At 63.5% G+C, this 16,996-nt stretch carries 22 protein-coding genes; 11 read left to right on the plus strand and 11 right to left on the minus strand.

Translation table 11 applies throughout. From position 1 onward, the window contains the following. Positions 1-17 precede the first annotated feature (17 nt). Positions 18-644, plus strand: a complete 627-nt coding sequence (locus ACTJKM_RS14760; protein WP_057248232.1) for a ribonuclease D — start codon at positions 18-20, stop codon at positions 642-644. Positions 645-679: 35 nt separating this feature from the next. Here ACTJKM_RS14760 and ACTJKM_RS14765 read toward each other — a convergent pair whose 3' ends face one another. Both ACTJKM_RS14765 and ACTJKM_RS14770 read right to left on the minus strand, forming a co-directional pair. After that, complete coding sequence (locus ACTJKM_RS14765; protein WP_082615689.1) at positions 680-1,039, minus strand: YqaA family protein; 360 nt, start codon at positions 1,037-1,039, stop codon at positions 680-682. Between the two features lie 68 nt (positions 1,040-1,107). Then, the gene (locus ACTJKM_RS14770; protein ID WP_058324536.1) at positions 1,108-1,389 is read right to left on the minus strand and encodes a SelT/SelW/SelH family protein; all 282 of its coding nucleotides are present in this window, start codon (positions 1,387-1,389) and stop codon (positions 1,108-1,110) included. A 221-nt stretch (positions 1,390-1,610) separates the two neighbouring features. On the opposite strand from ACTJKM_RS14770, the gene ACTJKM_RS14775 reads away from it, so the two are divergent. Beyond that, positions 1,611-2,066 (plus strand): DoxX family protein, encoded by a 456-nt coding sequence (locus ACTJKM_RS14775; RefSeq protein WP_058326200.1) that lies wholly within the window; start codon positions 1,611-1,613, stop codon positions 2,064-2,066. Positions 2,067-2,195: 129 nt separating this feature from the next. Here ACTJKM_RS14775 and rnk read toward each other — a convergent pair whose 3' ends face one another. Next, positions 2,196-2,609, minus strand: coding sequence for a nucleoside diphosphate kinase regulator (rnk, locus tag ACTJKM_RS14780; RefSeq protein WP_058326201.1), 414 nt, complete (start codon positions 2,607-2,609; stop codon positions 2,196-2,198). 151 nt (positions 2,610-2,760) lie between these two features. After that, positions 2,761-2,988 carry a hypothetical protein gene (locus ACTJKM_RS14785; RefSeq protein WP_162764648.1) on the minus strand — a complete coding sequence of 76 codons (228 nt, stop codon included), beginning with the start codon at positions 2,986-2,988 and terminating at the stop codon, positions 2,761-2,763. Here ACTJKM_RS14785 and ACTJKM_RS14790 point away from each other — a divergent pair. Genes ACTJKM_RS14790 through ACTJKM_RS14805 form a run of 4 tightly spaced genes read left to right on the plus strand, consistent with a single transcriptional unit; the run spans position 2,963 to position 5,300 of the window. Then, positions 2,963-3,718 (plus strand): type 1 glutamine amidotransferase, encoded by a 756-nt coding sequence (locus ACTJKM_RS14790; RefSeq protein ID WP_058326202.1) that lies wholly within the window; start codon positions 2,963-2,965, stop codon positions 3,716-3,718. The two genes, ACTJKM_RS14785 and ACTJKM_RS14790, sit on opposite strands and share 26 nt — an antisense overlap. After that, complete coding sequence (locus tag ACTJKM_RS14795; protein ID WP_057247848.1) at positions 3,715-4,194, plus strand: GFA family protein; 480 nt, start codon at positions 3,715-3,717, stop codon at positions 4,192-4,194. The genes ACTJKM_RS14790 and ACTJKM_RS14795 overlap by 4 nt, the downstream gene beginning before the upstream one ends. Then, complete coding sequence (locus tag ACTJKM_RS14800) at positions 4,191-4,754, plus strand: sugar O-acetyltransferase (protein ID WP_058326203.1); 564 nt, start codon at positions 4,191-4,193, stop codon at positions 4,752-4,754. The genes ACTJKM_RS14795 and ACTJKM_RS14800 overlap by 4 nt, the downstream gene beginning before the upstream one ends. 33 nt (positions 4,755-4,787) lie before the next feature. Then, positions 4,788-5,300: a GNAT family N-acetyltransferase gene (locus ACTJKM_RS14805; RefSeq protein ID WP_058326204.1), complete on the plus strand. Its 513-nt coding sequence runs from the start codon at positions 4,788-4,790 to the stop codon at positions 5,298-5,300. Between the two features lie 77 nt (positions 5,301-5,377). Here the strand turns inward: ACTJKM_RS14805 and lepA are convergent, their stop codons facing one another. Both lepA and ACTJKM_RS14815 read right to left on the minus strand, forming a co-directional pair. Next, the gene (gene lepA / locus ACTJKM_RS14810) at positions 5,378-7,204 is read right to left on the minus strand and encodes a translation elongation factor 4 (RefSeq protein ID WP_425985965.1); all 1,827 of its coding nucleotides are present in this window, start codon (positions 7,202-7,204) and stop codon (positions 5,378-5,380) included. Between the two features lie 70 nt (positions 7,205-7,274). Further along, positions 7,275-8,516, minus strand: a complete 1,242-nt coding sequence (locus ACTJKM_RS14815; protein WP_058326205.1) for an MFS transporter — start codon at positions 8,514-8,516, stop codon at positions 7,275-7,277. A 220-nt stretch (positions 8,517-8,736) separates the two neighbouring features. Between ACTJKM_RS14815 and ACTJKM_RS14820 the strand changes: the two genes are divergently transcribed. The 4 genes from ACTJKM_RS14820 to ACTJKM_RS14835 all read left to right on the plus strand — a co-directional run bounded on the left by ACTJKM_RS14820 (position 8,737) and on the right by ACTJKM_RS14835 (position 11,563). Next, entirely contained in the window at positions 8,737-9,315 is a 579-nt protein-coding gene (locus tag ACTJKM_RS14820) for a helix-turn-helix domain-containing protein (RefSeq protein WP_082663433.1), read from the plus strand. A 2-nt stretch (positions 9,316-9,317) separates the two neighbouring features. Beyond that, complete coding sequence (locus tag ACTJKM_RS14825; RefSeq protein WP_058326207.1) at positions 9,318-9,845, plus strand: GNAT family N-acetyltransferase; 528 nt, start codon at positions 9,318-9,320, stop codon at positions 9,843-9,845. 239 nt (positions 9,846-10,084) lie between these two features. After that, on the plus strand, positions 10,085-11,110 hold the full coding sequence (locus ACTJKM_RS14830; RefSeq protein WP_058326208.1) for a histone deacetylase family protein: 1,026 nt from the start codon (positions 10,085-10,087) through the stop codon (positions 11,108-11,110). 99 nt (positions 11,111-11,209) lie between these two features. Further along, complete coding sequence (locus tag ACTJKM_RS14835; RefSeq protein WP_057247856.1) at positions 11,210-11,563, plus strand: hypothetical protein; 354 nt, start codon at positions 11,210-11,212, stop codon at positions 11,561-11,563. A 56-nt stretch (positions 11,564-11,619) separates the two neighbouring features. Here the strand turns inward: ACTJKM_RS14835 and ACTJKM_RS14840 are convergent, their stop codons facing one another. Next, a complete protein-coding gene (locus tag ACTJKM_RS14840) occupies positions 11,620-12,258 on the minus strand; it encodes an exopolysaccharide biosynthesis protein (RefSeq protein WP_057247857.1) in 639 nt (212 codons plus the stop codon). A 246-nt stretch (positions 12,259-12,504) separates the two neighbouring features. Between ACTJKM_RS14840 and ACTJKM_RS14845 the strand changes: the two genes are divergently transcribed. Next, a complete protein-coding gene (locus ACTJKM_RS14845) occupies positions 12,505-13,167 on the plus strand; it encodes an OmpA family protein (protein ID WP_057247858.1) in 663 nt (220 codons plus the stop codon). A 57-nt stretch (positions 13,168-13,224) separates the two neighbouring features. Here the strand turns inward: ACTJKM_RS14845 and ACTJKM_RS14850 are convergent, their stop codons facing one another. The 4 genes from ACTJKM_RS14850 to ACTJKM_RS14865 form a co-directional block, all read right to left on the minus strand. After that, positions 13,225-14,049, minus strand: a complete 825-nt coding sequence (locus ACTJKM_RS14850; RefSeq protein ID WP_058326209.1) for a class I SAM-dependent methyltransferase — start codon at positions 14,047-14,049, stop codon at positions 13,225-13,227. A gap of 99 nt (positions 14,050-14,148) precedes the next feature. Further along, positions 14,149-15,576, minus strand: coding sequence for an MFS transporter (locus ACTJKM_RS14855; protein WP_113512231.1), 1,428 nt, complete (start codon positions 15,574-15,576; stop codon positions 14,149-14,151). A gap of 89 nt (positions 15,577-15,665) precedes the next feature. After that, complete coding sequence (gene sigJ, locus ACTJKM_RS14860; protein ID WP_058326211.1) at positions 15,666-16,559, minus strand: RNA polymerase sigma factor SigJ; 894 nt, start codon at positions 16,557-16,559, stop codon at positions 15,666-15,668. A 1-nt stretch (position 16,560) separates the two neighbouring features. Then, on the minus strand, positions 16,561-16,992 hold the full coding sequence (locus ACTJKM_RS14865) for a carboxymuconolactone decarboxylase family protein (protein WP_440637174.1): 432 nt from the start codon (positions 16,990-16,992) through the stop codon (positions 16,561-16,563). Positions 16,993-16,996: the final 4 nt, after the last annotated feature.

Here is a 16,996-nt window from a genome sequence, read left to right on the forward strand (position 1 = left end):
TGATCTGGGGATTTTCGATGGCGAATGCAATACGGGTCCATGAAGGCGACATTTCCGCAGCCGATGCTGCGCGCTATACCGGTGCGATCGCCATCGACACTGAAACGCTTGGTCTCATCCCCCGCCGTGACCGTCTCTGTGTCGTACAGCTTTCGCCGGGCGACGGCACCGCCGACGTCATCCGCATCGCCGCCGGCCAGAGGCAAGCGCCGAACCTCGTCGCCATGCTCGCCGATCCGGCCCGCCAGAAGATTTTCCACTTCGGCCGCTTCGATATTGCCGTGCTCTTCCACACGTTCGGAGTGACGACGACGCCGGTTTTCTGCACCAAGATCGCCTCGCGGCTGACCCGGACCTATACCGACCGCCACGGCCTCAAGGACAATCTCAAGGAAATGCTCGACGTCGACATTTCCAAGCAGCAGCAGTCGTCCGATTGGGCGGCGGACATCCTCTCGCCGGCGCAGCTCGAATATGCGGCTTCCGATGTACTGCACCTGCATGCGCTGCGCGACAAGCTGACGGCCCGCCTGCTTCGCGACGGCCGCATGGAGCATGCCGACGCCTGCTTTGCCTTCCTGCCTACGCGCTCCAAGCTTGATCTGCTGGGCTGGGACGAGACGGATATCTTCGCTCACAGCTGAGCCGTGATCGCAACGTCTGATCGCTTTGCTTGGCGTCAGGGCGTCAGGTACAGGACGACGGCATAACGTGCCGCCTTGCCGATGGCGACGAACAGCAGGAATAGCGGCAGCTTCATGCGCAACAGGCCGGCGACCAGCGTCAGCGGGTCGCCGATGACGGGCAGCCAGGAAAGCAGCAGCACCGGCTGGCCGTAGCGGGCAAAGAGCGCCTCCGCCTTCTGTCGGCTTGCCGGAGAAACCGGAAACCAGCGTCGACCTTCGAAGCGGATCAGGAAGCGCCCCAGCGCGAAGTTGACGACGGCGCCGAGCACGTTGCCGAGCGTTGCCGCAACGAACAGGGCAGGGCGGCTTGTTTCTCCATGCAAGGCGGCAGCAACGACTGCAGCCTCCGACATGCCAAAGAGCAGCGTCGCCGACAGGAACGCAGCGGAAAAGACGCCGGCAAGAATTCCGAAATCCAGGATCAGCTCCTGTCCGTATGGCCGAGATCGCGCTCCGGCTCGATGATGTCGCGGATGCGCTGTTTCAGTTCCTTGGGACCGGGGAAGCCGCCGTCGCGCTTGCGTTCCCAGACGAGCGCGTCATCGACGCGGATCTCGAAATTGCCGCCGGTGCCGGGAATGAGCGCCACTTCGCCGAGCGATTGCCCGAAGGTCTGCAGCAGTTCCTGTGCCATCCAGCCGGCGCGCAGCAGCCAGTTGCATTGGGTGCAATAGAGGATGGTGATACGCGGTTTCGGATCCATCGGCCTGGTCTCGGACGTGTGTCGGGGCGGCGACCATACCGGCGGCGCCAGGTGGAAACAACTGCGTCGCTCCGCCTCAGATGCTCACGTCCTGCTCACATAATTGTCAACAAATCTAGTCATGTTTTTATCGGGGGATAGCTTGCTTTGCGCTGCCGTCGCGGCGAGACAATGCGGCACTGCACAAATTGTCGCACCCCCAACCGCCGGAGAAGCCACTGATGACCGACGTTACCGCTTCCACTTCCCGCCCGCGTACCATCCTGCCGGCTCTGGAAAGAATTTATCTGCCGCTGGATACATCAGCCGAGACGCTGCTGCGTGTTCTGGCGGGTGCCCTGCTCGCGGTCCACGGCTTCGGCAAGATCACCGATCCCTTCGGCGCGATCGGCATGGTTGAAGGCCTCGGCTTCTATCCGGGTGTCTTCTGGTCGCCGCTTCTTTCCGCCACCGAATTCTTCGGCGGCATCCTGATCGCGATCGGCCTGCTGACGCGCCCGGCTGCTTTCGCCGGCATGATCGTTCTGCTCGTCACCGTCTACTTCCACGGCATCGTGCAGGGCGAGGGTCTCTTCGGCGCGGAGAAATCCATCCTCTGGGCGGCGATCCTGTTCTTCTTCGCCATCCGTGGCGCCAACAGCCAGTCGGTCGACGCAAAGCTCGGCAAGCAGTTCTGATTGATCGAACGATGACCAGGGAAACGGGGAGGCGGTGAAGACCGGCCTCCCCGTTTTCGTTTGGCGACACGTAGTGCCCATGCCGCCGGTCTGCCTTCAGGGAATACGCAATTCCGGATGGAAACCGTTTCACACTTTTCCTGGAATTGCTTGGGGCGTCACGCTGCGAATGGTCATGCGGTGGACCTTGCCCGACCGATCCTGCCAGTCGATCGACTGACCGACGGAAAGGCCGATCAAGGCCGCTCCAACAGGTGTCAGCACCGAGATGCGTCCGGCCTCGATGTCGGCCTCGCCGGGATAGACGAGCGTCACCCGCTTGGCAAAGCCGTTATCCGCCTCGAAGGCAACGCTGGAGCCCATCTGCACGCTGTCGGCAGGCAGCGCCTCCGGTGCGCCGATGCGGGCGCGGTCGAGCTCGCAGAGCAGCGCTTCGGCCACGTCGGGCACGCGGTCGAGCGCGGAGGACGCCAGCGCCGTCAGCCGCTTGTGATCGTCGGCATTGATGATGATGGGGGGAAGTTTCTTGCGGGATGCCGCCATGATGTGACCTGCCGTGTTCGGCCGTGGCGCCCACGGGCGCACTCGGAATCAATTTTCTGGGAATTCGGCGCTCGTTCAGCCGCGTCTAAAATTTCTTCTGCCGACGCGAAAGGCTCCCCTTACCCGGAGAGCGCAAGCATCCGGGCTGGGGTCAGGTTCCTGCGATCGGGCACACCCGGAAGCAGTGATAGGAAGAAATCGTCGACATCATGATGCCCCGAAGGTCGGAAAGTTTGACCGGGAAGTCAAGACCCGTGGCGGAAGCGCAAAGCGCAGGGCGGATCATCGCGCCTCTTGAACAGCGGCCACGCTCGTGTTCAATCTCGGTTCGCGACGGCGAAGGGAAGGTGACGATGCGGGTATTGGTGGTTGAAAACATGGCGAAGACCGAGCTCGGCCAGGTGGGCACGGCGCTTCGCGAGGTCAAGGCGCAGACCGAGATCCACCGCGCCTATCTGGGCGAAACCGTTCCTGCAACGCCCGAAGGTTATGATGCGCTCGTCGTGCTTGGCGGCGAGCAGAGCGCGCTTGACGATGCCACCTATCCCTATTTGCCTGAACTCGCCGCACTGATGCGCGCCTTCGGGGACAGCGGACGCTCCGTGCTTGGCATCTGCCTCGGAAGCCAGCTTCTTGCGCGCGCCTATGGCGGGGAAAATCTGCTGGGCGCCGCCAAAGAGTTCGGCTGGTGCCAGATCCAGGTGCGCGGCGAAGGCGCTGAGGACCCGGTGCTGTCCAGCGTCGGTGAGAGCTTCCCGATCTTCCAATGGCACGGCGATACCTTCACCCTGCCCGAGGGCGCCGTGCATCTCGCCGAAAACGCCGTCACCACCCATCAGGCCTTCCGCATCGGCCGCGCCGCCTATGGCACCCAATTTCATTTCGAGGCGGACACCCATCTCGTCGAGGACTGGAACCGTGCGTTCCCGGATACGATCAACCGGCTCGATCCCACCTGGCTTGCCCGCTATCGTGAGCACGCCGCCCGCCATGGCCGGGAAGCCGATGCTGCCGGCCTGACGCTGGCGCGCGCCTGGGTGGCGACGATCGGTCGGCGTGTGGGCGCCGCCGCGATCGCGGATCCGGTATTGGAGGAGATGGACAGATGAGCGAGACACTAAACGGCGGTTGCTTCTGCGGCAGGATCCGATACCGGCTGAAGGCCGCGCCGATGTTCGTCAATTGCTGCCATTGCAGCGATTGCCAGCGCCAGGTCGGCAGCGCTTTCGTCGTCAACGGTGTCATCGAGCGCGAAAACATCGAGCTCACCGAGGGCGAGCCCATCGTCGTCACGCTCCCCACCGACAGCGGCCGCCCGCACGACGTCTATCGCTGCGCCGAATGCCAGACGGCGCTCTGGAGCGACTATGGCCGGCGCAGCTGGCTCTCCTTCCTCCGCATTGCGAGCCTCGACCGTCCCTCGGACTTCCCGCCGGATGCGCACATTTTCACTCGCTCCAAGGTGGAGTGGCTGTCGCTCGAAGGCGGCGCTCCAGCCTTCGAGATCTATTACGACATGAAGACGATGTGGCCGGCCGAAAGCCTGGCCCGGCGCGAAGCGGCGGAAGCAAAGGCAAGAGCATGACCGCCAGCGAACGCGACAAGATGGCCGCAGGTGAATGGTACTCGTGCCTCGATGCCGAGCTCGATGCGCTTCGGCTGACGGCACGCGAAGCGGTCCACCAGCACAACACCATGTCACCGGCCGCGCGCGGAAGCATGGCGCCGGCTTTGCGTGCACTGTTCGGTGCGGTTGCCGATGACGTCTTCATCGAAGCACCGTTCCATTGCTCCTACGGCATCAACACAAGTCTCGGCGCCCGCGTCTATCTCAACGCCGGCTGCACGATCCTCGACAGCGGTCGGGTGAAGATCGGCGAGGGCACGATGCTGGGACCGAGCGTGCAGATCTATTGTGCCGAGCACCACAAGGACGCGGATCTGCGTGGCCAGGGCCTCGAAGTCGCCCGCCCGGTGACGATCGGCGCGGATGTCTGGATCGGCGGCGGCGCCATCATCCTGGGCGGTGTGACCATCGGCGATGGTGCGATTGTCGGCGCCGGCGCGGTGGTGACGAAGGATGTGCCCGCCGGCGCCGTGGTCGCCGGAAACCCGGCACGCCTGCTGCCGCGTGCAGCGAACTGAATTCTTTAGACCTTTTCAAGGAGTGTTTTTCTTATGGTCGATGCGACGAAAACGATCCACGTGCGCCCGGCGCGGCCCGACGATGCACCAGCACTCTGCGCCTTCCTCAACGAGATCATCCGGATCGGCGGCACTACGGCCCATCAGACGCCGTTCACGCCCGAAAGCTTTGCAGAACACTATCTCGCCGGTCCTGGCTTCGTCAGTTGCTTCGTTGCGGAGGATGAGAATGGCGAGCCTTGCGCTTTCCAGGGGCTGGAGCGCTCGGACGGAATACCCAAGGATTGGGCCGATATCGGCACCTTCTCCCGCCCCGGCAACAAGGTCAAAGGCGCCGGCACGGCGCTTTTCGAGGCCACCCGCGACCACGCCCGTTCCATCGGCTTCAAGGCGCTCAACGCCACCATCCGCGCCGACAACGTGGGCGGCCTCACCTATTACGGCAGGATGGGCTTCACAGACTACAAGATTGATAAGGCGGTGCCGCTGAGTGACGGGCGGCTGGTGGATCGGATTTCGAAGCGGTATTTGCTCGACGCGGACTGACGCGCGTCTTAGTGGCAAACCAAAAAGGGCGACCCGAGGCCGCCCTTTTCAAACGTAGAAGCATGCGGTTCTGCCGCTTACTCGTCGCCCATCTTGAGTGCGGCGATGAACGCTTCCTGCGGGATCTCCACCTTGCCGAACTGGCGCATGCGCTTCTTGCCGGCCTTCTGCTTTTCCAGCAGCTTGCGCTTGCGGGTGGCGTCGCCGCCGTAGCACTTGGCCGTCACGTCCTTGCGCAGCGCCGAGATGGTTTCGCGAGCGATGACGTTGCCGCCGATTGCCGCCTGGATCGGGATCTTGAACATGTGCTTCGGGATCAGCTCCTTGAGCTTCTCGCACATTTCGCGACCGCGCTTTTCCGCTGCCATCCGGTGCACCATCATCGACAGCGCGTCGACCGGCTCGCCGTTGACGAGGATCGACATCTTCACAAGGTTGCCTTCCTTGTGATCGGTGATCTGGTAGTCGAACGAGGCATAACCCTTGGAGATCGACTTCAGGCGGTCGTAGAAGTCGAACACGACTTCGTTGAGCGGTAGGTCGTAGGTCAACATCGCACGGGTGCCGACATAGGTCAGCTCGATCTGGATGCCGCGCCGGTCCTGGCAGAGCTTGAGGATGCCGCCGAGATAGTCGTCGGGCGTCAGGATCGTCGCGCGGATCCACGGCTCGTGGATTTCGGCGATCTTGACAACATCGGGCATGTCGGCAGGGTTGTGCAGTTCGCGCTCCGAGCCGTCGGTCATGAACAGCTTGTAGACGACCGAGGGGGCTGTGGCGATCAGGTCGAGGTCGAACTCGCGCTCCAGACGCTCCTGGATGATTTCCAGGTGCAAGAGGCCGAGGAAGCCGCAGCGGAAGCCGAAGCCGAGCGCTGCTGAGGATTCCATTTCGAACGAGAACGACGCGTCGTTGAGGCGCAGCTTGCCCATCGCCGAGCGCAGGTCTTCGAAGTCGGCGGCATCGACGGGGAAGAGGCCGCAGAACACCACCGGCTGCGCCGGCTTGAAGCCCGGCAGCGCCTTGGCGGTCGGGCGCTTGTCCTCGGTGATGGTGTCGCCGACGCGGGTGTCGGCTACTTCCTTGATCGAAGCGGTGATGAAGCCGATCTCGCCCGGGCCAAGCGCATCCATCGCGACCATCTTCGGCGTCAGCACGCCGACGCGTTCGATCGTGTACTTGGCGTCGGTGCCCATCATGCGGATGGTCATGCCCTTCTTGAGCGTGCCGTCGATGATGCGCACGAGAACCATGACGCCGAGATAGGTGTCGTACCAGCTGTCGACGAGCAGCGCCTTCAAGGGGGCCGCATCGCCGCCGTCGCTCTTCGGCGCCGGCAGCTTGGTGACGATCGCTTCGAGCACGTCGGGAATGCCGAGGCCGGTCTTCGCCGAGATCAGAACCGCGTCGGAAGCGTCGATGCCGATCACTTCCTCGATCTGTTCCTTGATGCGGTCCGGTTCGGCCGCCGGCAGGTCGATTTTGTTGAGCACGGTGACGAGCTCGTGGTTGTTGTCGATCGCCTGGTAGACGTTGGCGAGCGTCTGGGCTTCGACGCCCTGCGAAGCGTCAACGACGAGCAGCGAGCCTTCGCAGGCAGACAGCGAGCGCGAGACTTCATAGGCGAAGTCGACGTGGCCGGGCGTGTCGATGAGGTTGAGCACATAGGTTTCGCCATCATTGGCCTTGTAGTGCAGACGCACCGTCTGGGCCTTGATGGTGATGCCGCGCTCGCGCTCGATATCCATGCTGTCGAGCACCTGCTCGGACATTTCCCGCTCGGCGAGACCGCCGGTGGACTGGATCAGCCGGTCGGCAAGCGTCGACTTGCCGTGGTCGATGTGGGCCACGATCGAGAAGTTGCGGATATGCGAAAGGGGCGTCTTCGAAGATGTTGTGCTCATGGGCCGCATATAGCAGTGCCTTCAACCGCCGCAAAGCGGGAAATGAAGGCTTCGTTCACTATAAATCCGGCTATTCGGCGCTCGCTTCCGCATCGACGAGCGCGCCGGCATTCGGCACCTGTGCGCTCCTGATCTCGAAGCTTTCGCGCTCGGCTGCTGGCACCTCGTCGCGTTTCCTCAGCCGCATGAGCACGAAGAGCGCATAAAGTGCTGCGACCGCCATCGCCGCATAGATGAAAGTGCGCTGCCCGAACACCGGTGTCAGCAGTGTCACCAGCATCGGCACGACGGTCGCGGCGATCGACCAGGCGACCAGCATCGTACTGGCGAGCGGCACAAAATCGGCGGGGTCCGTGCGGTCGTTGGCGTGCGCATTGGCGATCGAATAGACGGTCTCGACCGCGCCGGCAAAAAGCGCGAAGACCAGCATCAAGAGGATCAGATTGCTGAAGGAGGCCGAGAGCGCGAAGAAACCGGCGGCGAGGATCAAGAGGCAGGTGCCGATCAGCACCAGGCGCCGGTCGATCCGGTCAGACAGCGTGCCCATCGGATACTGGATGGCGATGAGCCCAAACTGCATCACGAACATCAGGTTGGCGACGTCGCCCTGGCTGACATTGTTGGCGGCCGCATAGATCGGCGTGAAGCCCTGCACCACCATGGAGAGGCCGCCGGCGGCGAGCACGCCGATGAAGGCGACGGGGGAATTGCGCCAGACCATCGGGATATCGATGCTGACCTTGGCCGGAGCCGGCGGCGTCGGCAGCCGTGTGAGCCCGATCGGCAAGAGCGCAAGCGCGGTGAAAAAGATGGTCACGAGTGGCGGCAGGTTGCCATCGGCCGGGATCTGCCCGAACAGCCAGGCGCCGGTGCCGAGCCCGATGACATAGGCCATGTAGAACAGCGCCATCGCCTTGCCGCGCCAGTGGTTCTCGCTCGCATGGTTGAGCCAGCTCTGGGCGATAATGAAGTTGGTGTTGCCGGATGCGCCATAAAGGCCGCGGGCGAGTACCCAGAGAAGCGGGTGCATGCCGAGCGCGATCGTCAGTGCCGAGAGGATGACAAGCGCCATCGAGCAGGAGAAGGCGCGCGCATGGCCGACGCGGCGGATCATCGGCCCCGCGATGACGCAGCCGATGAGCCCGCCAAAGGCAATCATCGTCACGGCAGCACCCGGCACCCAGTCCGGTGCGTCCGAGCGCGTCAACGCAAACGGCACATAGGCGAGCATCATGCCGTTGCCGATCGCGACCGAAGTCATCGAGGCAACGATACTGGCGATCGAGGTCAGCGAAGAGGGCTGCGTTGTCATGTCCAACCTGTCGATGGAAGGCCGCGCCTTCGGGCGCGCTGGCGTGATGGATGAGGACTAACTAAAGTATTGAAGTGTAAGCTTTTCTCGTTTCTGCTCACGAAGCTGCCATGATAGCCGAAAGGCCGTCGATGCGCTGTCGCCAAAGCGGCATCGCATGCCCGTATTTTCAGTCTTTCCCAGTCTTGACTCCACTATATGAGAAATGCAATCTCAAATAATGGAAAACATCGCCGACCCCCTCGAACATGCCATCGGCGAGCGCATTCGCACCCTGCGTACTGAGCAGAATCTGACGCTCGACGAACTCGCCACCAGCTCCGGCGTCAGCCGGGCGATGATCTCGCGCATCGAGCGTGGTGAGGCGAGCCCGACGGCCCAGCTTCTCGCCAAGCTTTGCAGCGCGCTCAGCACCACGCTGTCTGCGCTCTTCGCCTTCGAGGCCAAGGAGGCATCTCCGCTTGCAAAGCGTGCAGACCAGCGCCTCTGGCGCGATCCGGAATCCGGCTATCTGCGCCGCTCCGTCTCGCCGGATGGCCTCGGTTCGCCGGTCGATATCGTCGAGGTCGAGTTTCCGCCGGGTGCGCGCGTCGTCTTCGAGCGGCAGCCGTCCGATCGCGGCATCACCCAGCATCTTTGGCTGTTCTCCGGCCGGCTCGAACTCACCACCGAATCCGGCTCCCATTTGCTGGAAGCAGGCGACTGCCTGTTCATGGGGCTGGGGGCTGGCCACATCTTTCACAATCCCCACGATGAGCCGGCTCACTATGCCGTCGTCCTCTGCCGCACCAAGGTTTGATCATGTCCGATATCCAGATCCGTCTGCTCGATGAAACCCAGGCCCGCGCCGCCATGCCGGCGCTTGCCGAGGTACTGTCCGATTGCGTCGAGGGTGGCGCCTCGGTCGGTTTCATGCAGCCCTATCCGCCGGAATGCGCGGTTGCCTATTGGCAGGGCGTCGCCGAAGCGGTTGCCGGCGGCGACACGCTGCTGATGGTGGCGGAGGAAGCGGGCCGCATCCTCGGCACCGTGCAGGTCGGCGTTGCACAGATGCCGAACCAGCCGCACCGCGGCGATCTCAAGAAGTTGCTCGTCCATCGCGCGGCCCGAGGCAAGGGCCTGGCGCGGCGGTTGATGGAGGCTGTCGAACGCGAAGCGGCGGCGCGCGGCAAGACGCTGCTGGTGCTCGACACCGCGACCGGCAGCGAGGCGGAGGCGATCTATCCGCGCCTGGGCTGGGAGCGCGTTGGCGTCATTCCCGATTATGCGATGTGGCCGGAAGGCGGGCTCTGCGCCACCACGTTCTTCTACAAGCGGATCGCGGCGTAGATGATGGACTGTCTTTTGGTTCGATATCTCCGACCGGCGTGATTGCCCCTCACCCCGCCCCTCTCGCTGCAAGCGGGGAGAGGGGGAATGCGAGCTTGCGGCACGTGTCCTTCGCCCCGCTTGCGGGGAGAAGGTGGCCGGCAGGCCGGATGAGGGGCGCGCACTGAGATAGCCAACAGCCTGAATCTTGGGTTAGGTTGCCCGCGCCCCGCCCGTTGCACCCGATCAGGACCCTCTTCATGCGCATCTTCTACACCGAAGACCACAAGCTCCGCGACGCCAGAACCGAACTCTTCGGCGGCGAACTCGTGCCGCCCTTCGAGGCGCCGTTCCGTGCCGAATGGATTCTCGCGGCGGTGAAGGAGGCGGGCTTTGACGATGTCGCAGCCCCTGAGCGCCATGATCTCGAGGTCGCCCTCAAGCTGCACGCGCCCGATTATCTCGAGTTCCTTGAGACCGCCTGGTCGCGCTGGGTCGCTGACGGCTATCGCGGCGAGGCTATCGCGACCTGCTTCCCGGCCCGGCGCATGCGCCAGCATCCGCCGAAGGATATCGATGGCGCGCTCGGCTTTTACTCCTTTGCGGCGGAAACGGCGATCACCGAGGGCACCTATGCCGCCGCGCGTGCCGCGATGGACTGCGCCCTCTCGGCGGCCGACCACATCCATGCGGGCAACCGCGCCGCCTTCGCGCTCTGCCGTCCGCCCGGTCACCATGCGGCGATCGATCTCTATGGCGGCTATTCCTTCATCAACAATGCCGCCTGTGCCGCCCAGCGCCTAAGGGATCGCGGCGCTCGCAAGGTTGCCGTGCTCGACGTCGATTTCCACCACGGCAATGGCACCCAGGATATCTTCTACGAGCGTGGCGACGTCTATTTCGCCTCGCTCCACGGCGATCCCGTCGATGCCTTCCCCTATTTTCTCGGCTTTGCCGATGAGGAGGGTGCCGGCGAGGGGCTTGGCACGACGAAGAACTATCCCTTGCCGCGTCGTACCGGCTTCGACGTCTGGTCGGATGCCATGGCCGACGCGCTGTCACGCATCGCCGCCTTCGGTGCCGAGGCGCTGGTCGTTTCGCTCGGCGTCGACACCTTCGAGCGCGACCCGATCTCGTTCTTCCGGCTGACGTCTGAAGACTACATCCGCATGGGCGAGGCCCTGAAACGCTCAGGCTTGCCGGTCGTCGTCTGCATGGAGGGCGGCTACGGCGTGCCGGAAATAGGGCTCAACGTTGCCAATGTGCTGACGGGCCTCTCCGGCTGAGCACTCGTTGTTGAAAAACAGCAGTGCCCTCTATTGACCTCAACTTTACTTGAGGTCGTACGACTGCTCCTGTTCAAAAGAGATCAGAGGAAAAGAGCAATGAGCAGCCTATCGAATACGTCCGTTGTCGCGCCGCTTTACCGCATCAACAAGTACACCGTGCCGGTCGAGGCGCGGCAGCAGTTCGTCGAACTGGTGGACAAGACGCTGGCCGTCATCCGCAAGCAGGATGGCTATGTGAAGGACCTGTTCCTGGAACAGCATGCCGGCCCGGGCCAATTCGATTTCATCACCATGATCGAGTTCGCCAATGCCGACGTCGCGCCCAAGGTCGCCGCTGCACTCGGCGAGTTCGACCGCCAGCTCGGCCTCGATCGCGAGGCAATGATGAAGACGCTCGGCATCCGCACCGACTTCGCCAGCTACCGGGCCTTCGGCGGTCTGGCTGCTTGAAAAACGAATGGCCCGGCAGTCAGCCGGGCTCACCCAATGTCACGGAACGAGTTTCGTCAGGAGACGAAGAACGACGACAGTCCCTGGCCGGCGGCAAAGGCCATGTAGGCAAGTACGGTGAAATAGACAGTCGTTGCGATCAGGAAGAGGTAGCCGCCGGCGACCATCAGCCCGTCGCGCTGGATGATGCCGAGCGAGAGCAAGAGGATCGCGATTCCCGGCAGTGTGTTCGACAGAGGGATGAGCCCGAGCGGGAACATCAACAGCACGCCGCCGGCCATGATCATCAGCCCGTTGAAGCGGTTCATCACCGCGCCCTGCGTCAGGAAACCCAGGCGCGGGCGGACGTAGCGATCGAGCTTGGAGACGATGCTCGCCCCCTTTTGCAAGGTCGGCACCAGCTTTTCGGTCTCGATCTTGCGGTCGAGAATGCGCTGCGGCACCCAGGGCAGGCGGTTGAGCGTGATCGATACGGAGATCAGGATGATTGCGGCGCCGAAAACCGTGCTGACGCCCGGTATCGACACCGGCAGCAGAAACGGCAGCGTCAGAAGCGCGCAAAGTAGCAGAAATCCCTGTTCGCCGATCTCGGTCATCAGTTCGCGCAGGGTAATCGTCTCGCCGCGGATCGAGGCAATCATGCCGTTGAGCGTGTCGCTGAGACTGCGTTGCGTGTCGCCGAACTCGATTGCCATCAAATCTTGCCTCGTCTTTATCAATGAGCGGCGGCGGAAAGCCGCACACATTTATCCTGGTCGCTAGATGTCCGTCCTATCAAGGGCATGTGAAGGATCGGTTATAGTGTGGCCCGACCGGCACACCCGGTCCGAGCAAACCGGCATTTGCCGGTAAACCATGGCGTGATTGGGACGCCTCTTCATCTTCCTGCCGCAATCGCTAGTATGAAGCACCTTTGAGCACCAATGGGGACAACTGATTCCATGATCAAGAAATGCGCCATTCTGGCTGTTGCGGCCATCTATCTTTCGGGATGCACGACCACCGATCCCTATACGGGTGAACAGAAGATGTCGAACACCGCCGGCGGCGCGCTGATCGGCGCGGGCCTCGGTGCGGCGACCGGTCTGCTCGTTGGCGGCAGTGCTGCGGGACGGCGCGACTCGGCGCTCGTCGGTGCCGCGATCGGCGGTCTCGGCGGCGGCCTGATCGGCAACTACATGGACAGCCAGGAAGCGGAACTGCGCGCCCAGCTTCAGGGCACCGGCGTTTCGGTCACCCGCGCCGGCGACCGCATCATCCTCAACATGCCGTCGAACATCACTTTTGCGACTGACCGCGACCAGGTGATCCCGGCCTTCTACGACACGCTGAACTCGGTGGCGATCGTGCTGCGCAAGTTCAACAAGACGATGATCGACGTCGACGGCCACACCGATGCGACCGGCAGCGCCTCCTACAACCAGGGTCTCTCCGAGCGCCGTGCCGCCTCCGTCGCCAACTACCTGGCAGGCCAGGGCGTCGACCAGCGCCGCATGTCGGCCATGGGCTACGGCAAGGAGCGTCCGATCGCTTCCAACGCGACGGAATCCGGCCGCGCGCAGAACCGCCGCGTCGAAATCTCGATCGCGCCGATCAAGGCCTGATCGGCAGACATCGACTGCTTGCTATCAAGGGGCTGCGCCGCGAGGCGCGGCCCTTTTTCATGTCTGCTTGAACCGGTAGCGCAACAGGCGCCCCATACGGCGCAGCATGGGGACCGCGCTGAAGAACTGGATCGCGATCCGCGCCATCGGTGACATGCGCGCGATCTGTGCGGCATCGTAGTTGTAAATGTCCTCGAGTAGTGTCAGCCCGGGCACGCTCCGTTCCAGCGACCGTGCGTCCTCGATCCCCCAACGAAGCTCAGCGCCTGTTGCGCGCAAGGACGGGTTGAAGCGCAGCAGTTCGATGCCGAGATGGCTGTAGGCGTCGAAAACGATTTCGCCGCCGGCAAGGCAGGTTACAAGGCGCCGCAGGAGGTCACGTACTTCCTGATCGCGAAGATAGGGCAGCACCCCTTCGGCGACGACGATCGCCGGCCGGTCATCGGGGATGCGGTCGATCCAGTCCCGCTCGGTAATGGAGGAGGCGATCGCGGTGTAGCCGCTGCGATCGGGGAAGAGGCGCTGTCGCAAGGCGATGACGTCCGGAAAGTCGACGTCGAACCAGGCGACCGAGGAAGGCGGATCGAGCCGCAGGATCCGCGTGTCGAGGCCGCAGCCGAGGTTGAGCACGATCGCATCCGGATGGCTCGCGATGAAAGCTCGAGTCCATCGGTCGAGCAGATAAGCGCGCATCGCGATGCCGATCGTCATGTCGTGACCGACATCAGGCGCTTTCGCTTTGCCGTCGAGGCGCCGCAACAGCTCGACGGCAAAGCGATCGTGCAGAAGGGAATCGGGTAGTGCGCTCTCCGCAGCCTTCGCCCGGAGCGTGATCAGCAGCGTTTCGCGCACGCCATGAAGGCCGACGCTCTCGGCTTCCATCGTTTCCTCCTGACCGCGCTCCGTCGAATGAGTTGGGGCGCCGCAGTCTTTGCGTCGCGGCCCGCTGTCGTTTCGGCGGGCCGCATTGTCCGATAGGGCTCACGCCACCGTGCGTCTCGCGCGCCGTACACGCCTGGCCGTCAGCACTGCCAGTGCGGGCAGCAGCGCGAACAGACCGAAGAGCCAGGTCGTTGCCAGCGCCACACCCCCCTCCGACGACGCTTCGATCCCGGCGAGGTTGGCAGTCAGTCCGGCAAGCGCTGCGCCGAGTGCAGCGGCAAAGAGCTGGACAGTGGTAATCGAGCTCGATGCCTTCTCCGCTTCGCCCTCCGGCGCGAATTCATAGACGGCGGTAACGATATGCGGCCAGGCAAAGCCCATGCCGAAGCCGACCGCGATGATGCCGACGCAGAGCGGCGCGGCGATAACCAGGAACTCTGCGCCTGCCATCGGCATGAACAGGGCGATCAGGGCAAGGCCGATAAAACCGAAGGCCGGACCGGCAAAGATTGTCTGTTTCGCCCGTTCTCCATGCCAATGGGCACTTGTCATCGATCCCGCCGTCCAGCCGATCGACATTAGCGCGGCGATATAGCCGGCCGCCAGCGGCGATAGCTCATGCAATTCCTGCAGCAGGTACGGCACATAGATCTCCGGCTGCAGGCCGACCATAAGCAGGGTGATCGTAGCATAAAGGGCGGCCAGCGGGGAGGTCAGCGTGAAGCTGCCGGAGGGCAGAAGCTTTCCCGTCACCCGACGCTCGACGAACAGAAGGCTCAGGAACAGGAGGATCGCAACGCCGACGCAGCCGATCTGCTCCAAGGCCATTGTGCGCGTGCTCGCGACCGAAAGCGCAAGCACGATGCCGACGAGGAGCAGGAGTTGCAGCAGCGGGAGCGGCGTGCGCTCCTCTTCGCCGGTGGCCTTGCGCGGCAGCGTCGAGAAGGCGAGCGCGGCAAGCAGCGCCGTCATCGGCAGGAGAGACCAGAAGGCAACGCGCCAGGTGGAGAACTCGGCAAACATGCCGCCGATCGCGGGTCCGATCAAGGTCGCCGTTCCCCAGGTCGCCGAAATCAGGCCGATGGCGCGGGTCCAGAGTTCGGGCCGGAAGACCTGCCGGATTACGCCATAGGCGAGCGCATAGAGCAGGCCGCCACCAAAACCCTGGATCGCCCGGCCGGCAAGCAGCATCGCCATCGAAGGGGCCGTGGCACAGAAGAGCGTCCCCAGGCCGAAGACGAGCGCGCCGATCGCATAGGCGCCACCGGCGCCGACGGCACCGAGCAGCCGCGCCGATAGTGCGGCGCCGAGGATCGAGGCCGCGACAAAGACCGTCGTGCTCCAGGCGTAATATTCAAGCCCGCCGATCTCGCGCACGATCGATGGCATGATCGTCGTCACCACGTAGATGTTGAGCGCATGCAGCGCGACGCCGCCGCTGAGCACCAGCGAATGCACCGCATTTTCGCCGGATAGCAGGGCGCGCCAGCCGGTTTCCTCTCGGGGAGCGGGTGTTTTTTCAAGCATGTCAGTACCTCACGCGGGGCATCGCAAGCGAACGCGTACCGGCTCATCCGGTATCGGAAGATCGCGTTCGCGTCAGTGGTGCCGCTATGTCAGTGGAGCGCAGCCTCGCCAAAATGCGTGAGCTTGTCCGGGTTGCGCATGATGAAGATGTCGTTGACGTTTCCGTCACGGTCATAGCCGAAGGCGACTGTCGCGGCGATCTCGTTTTTCGCCTCGTCGCGAAGCACGATGCCGCGGCCGCCATTGATGTCGCCGATTTCCCAGACGTAATGCGCCCAGTATTCGGTAAGCCGGTCGATGATGAAGGCGAGCACGGTCTCCTTGCCGGAGAGCACGCCAAGCACGGTCGCCACCTTGCCGCCGCCGTCGGCCGTCAGCTTCACGTCGGCCGAAAGAAGCGTCGTAAGTCCGGCGACGTTGCCGCCGTGGATTGCCTGGTGGAAAGCGGATAGCAGTTCATCCTGGCGCTCGCGCGGGGTCTGGTGCCGGGCTTTCTCCAGGCCGATATTCGTCTTGGCGCGCGATACCAGCTTGCGGGCGGCCGTCTCCTGCATGTCCAGGGTTTCCGCCACCTCGTCATAGGGCTGACCGAAAATCTCATGCAGCAGATAGGCGGCGCGCTCCTTCGGCGTCAGCCGTTCGAGCATCAGCAGAAACGCCGTCGTCAACGAAGAGGTCAGCGCCAGCTTTTCCTCCGCATTGTCGTCGCTTGTCGTGTGGATCGGCTCGGGCAGCCACGCGCCAACATAGTCGACGCGTTTGCGGTGCGCGGCCTTGAGCAGATCCAGGCAGCGGCGCGTGCAGGCAGTCGTCAGCCAAGCCGCCGGCGTTTCGATCGATGCGCGGTCGACCTCCTGCCATTTCAGGAACGTGTCCTGCACCGCGTCTTCCGCATCGGCGCGCGAGCCGAGGATGCGGTAGGCCAGGCCGAGAAGGCGCGGGCGCGCCTCCTCGAAGATCTGCATATGCTGCCGGTCGTTCATATCAGTGCCTCGAAATCTGGATGCGGTTCCAAAGGTTGATCATCGCCACCGTCGAGGTGATGACGCTGATCTCCTTCTCGCTGAAGTGCTGGCGCAGCTCGGCGCGGAGCGGCGCGAAATCGGTGCGCGGTTCGAGTTCGGTCAGCGCTTCGGTCCAGGCAAGTGCCGCCTTCTCGCGCGGTGTGAAATCATTCACCTGGTCCCAGACGATGATATGGTCGAGCCGTTCGTTGCTCTCGCCCTCGGCGCGGGATTCCTTGGTGTGCATCTTCACGCAGAAGCCGCACCGGTTGATCTGTGAGGCGCGAAGCTGCACCAGGTTATGAATGGTCCGATCGAGCCCGTGCACGTCCATGGTCTTGTGCACATCGGCGAGCGCTCCAAGCACGTCCGGGATTTCCTGCTCGTAGCGGACGGCTTTGGTATCGGTCATGGTC

The organism is Ensifer sp. 22460 (assembly GCF_052044935.1).
In the GTDB taxonomy this organism is placed as follows: Bacteria; Pseudomonadota; Alphaproteobacteria; order Rhizobiales; family Rhizobiaceae; genus Ensifer.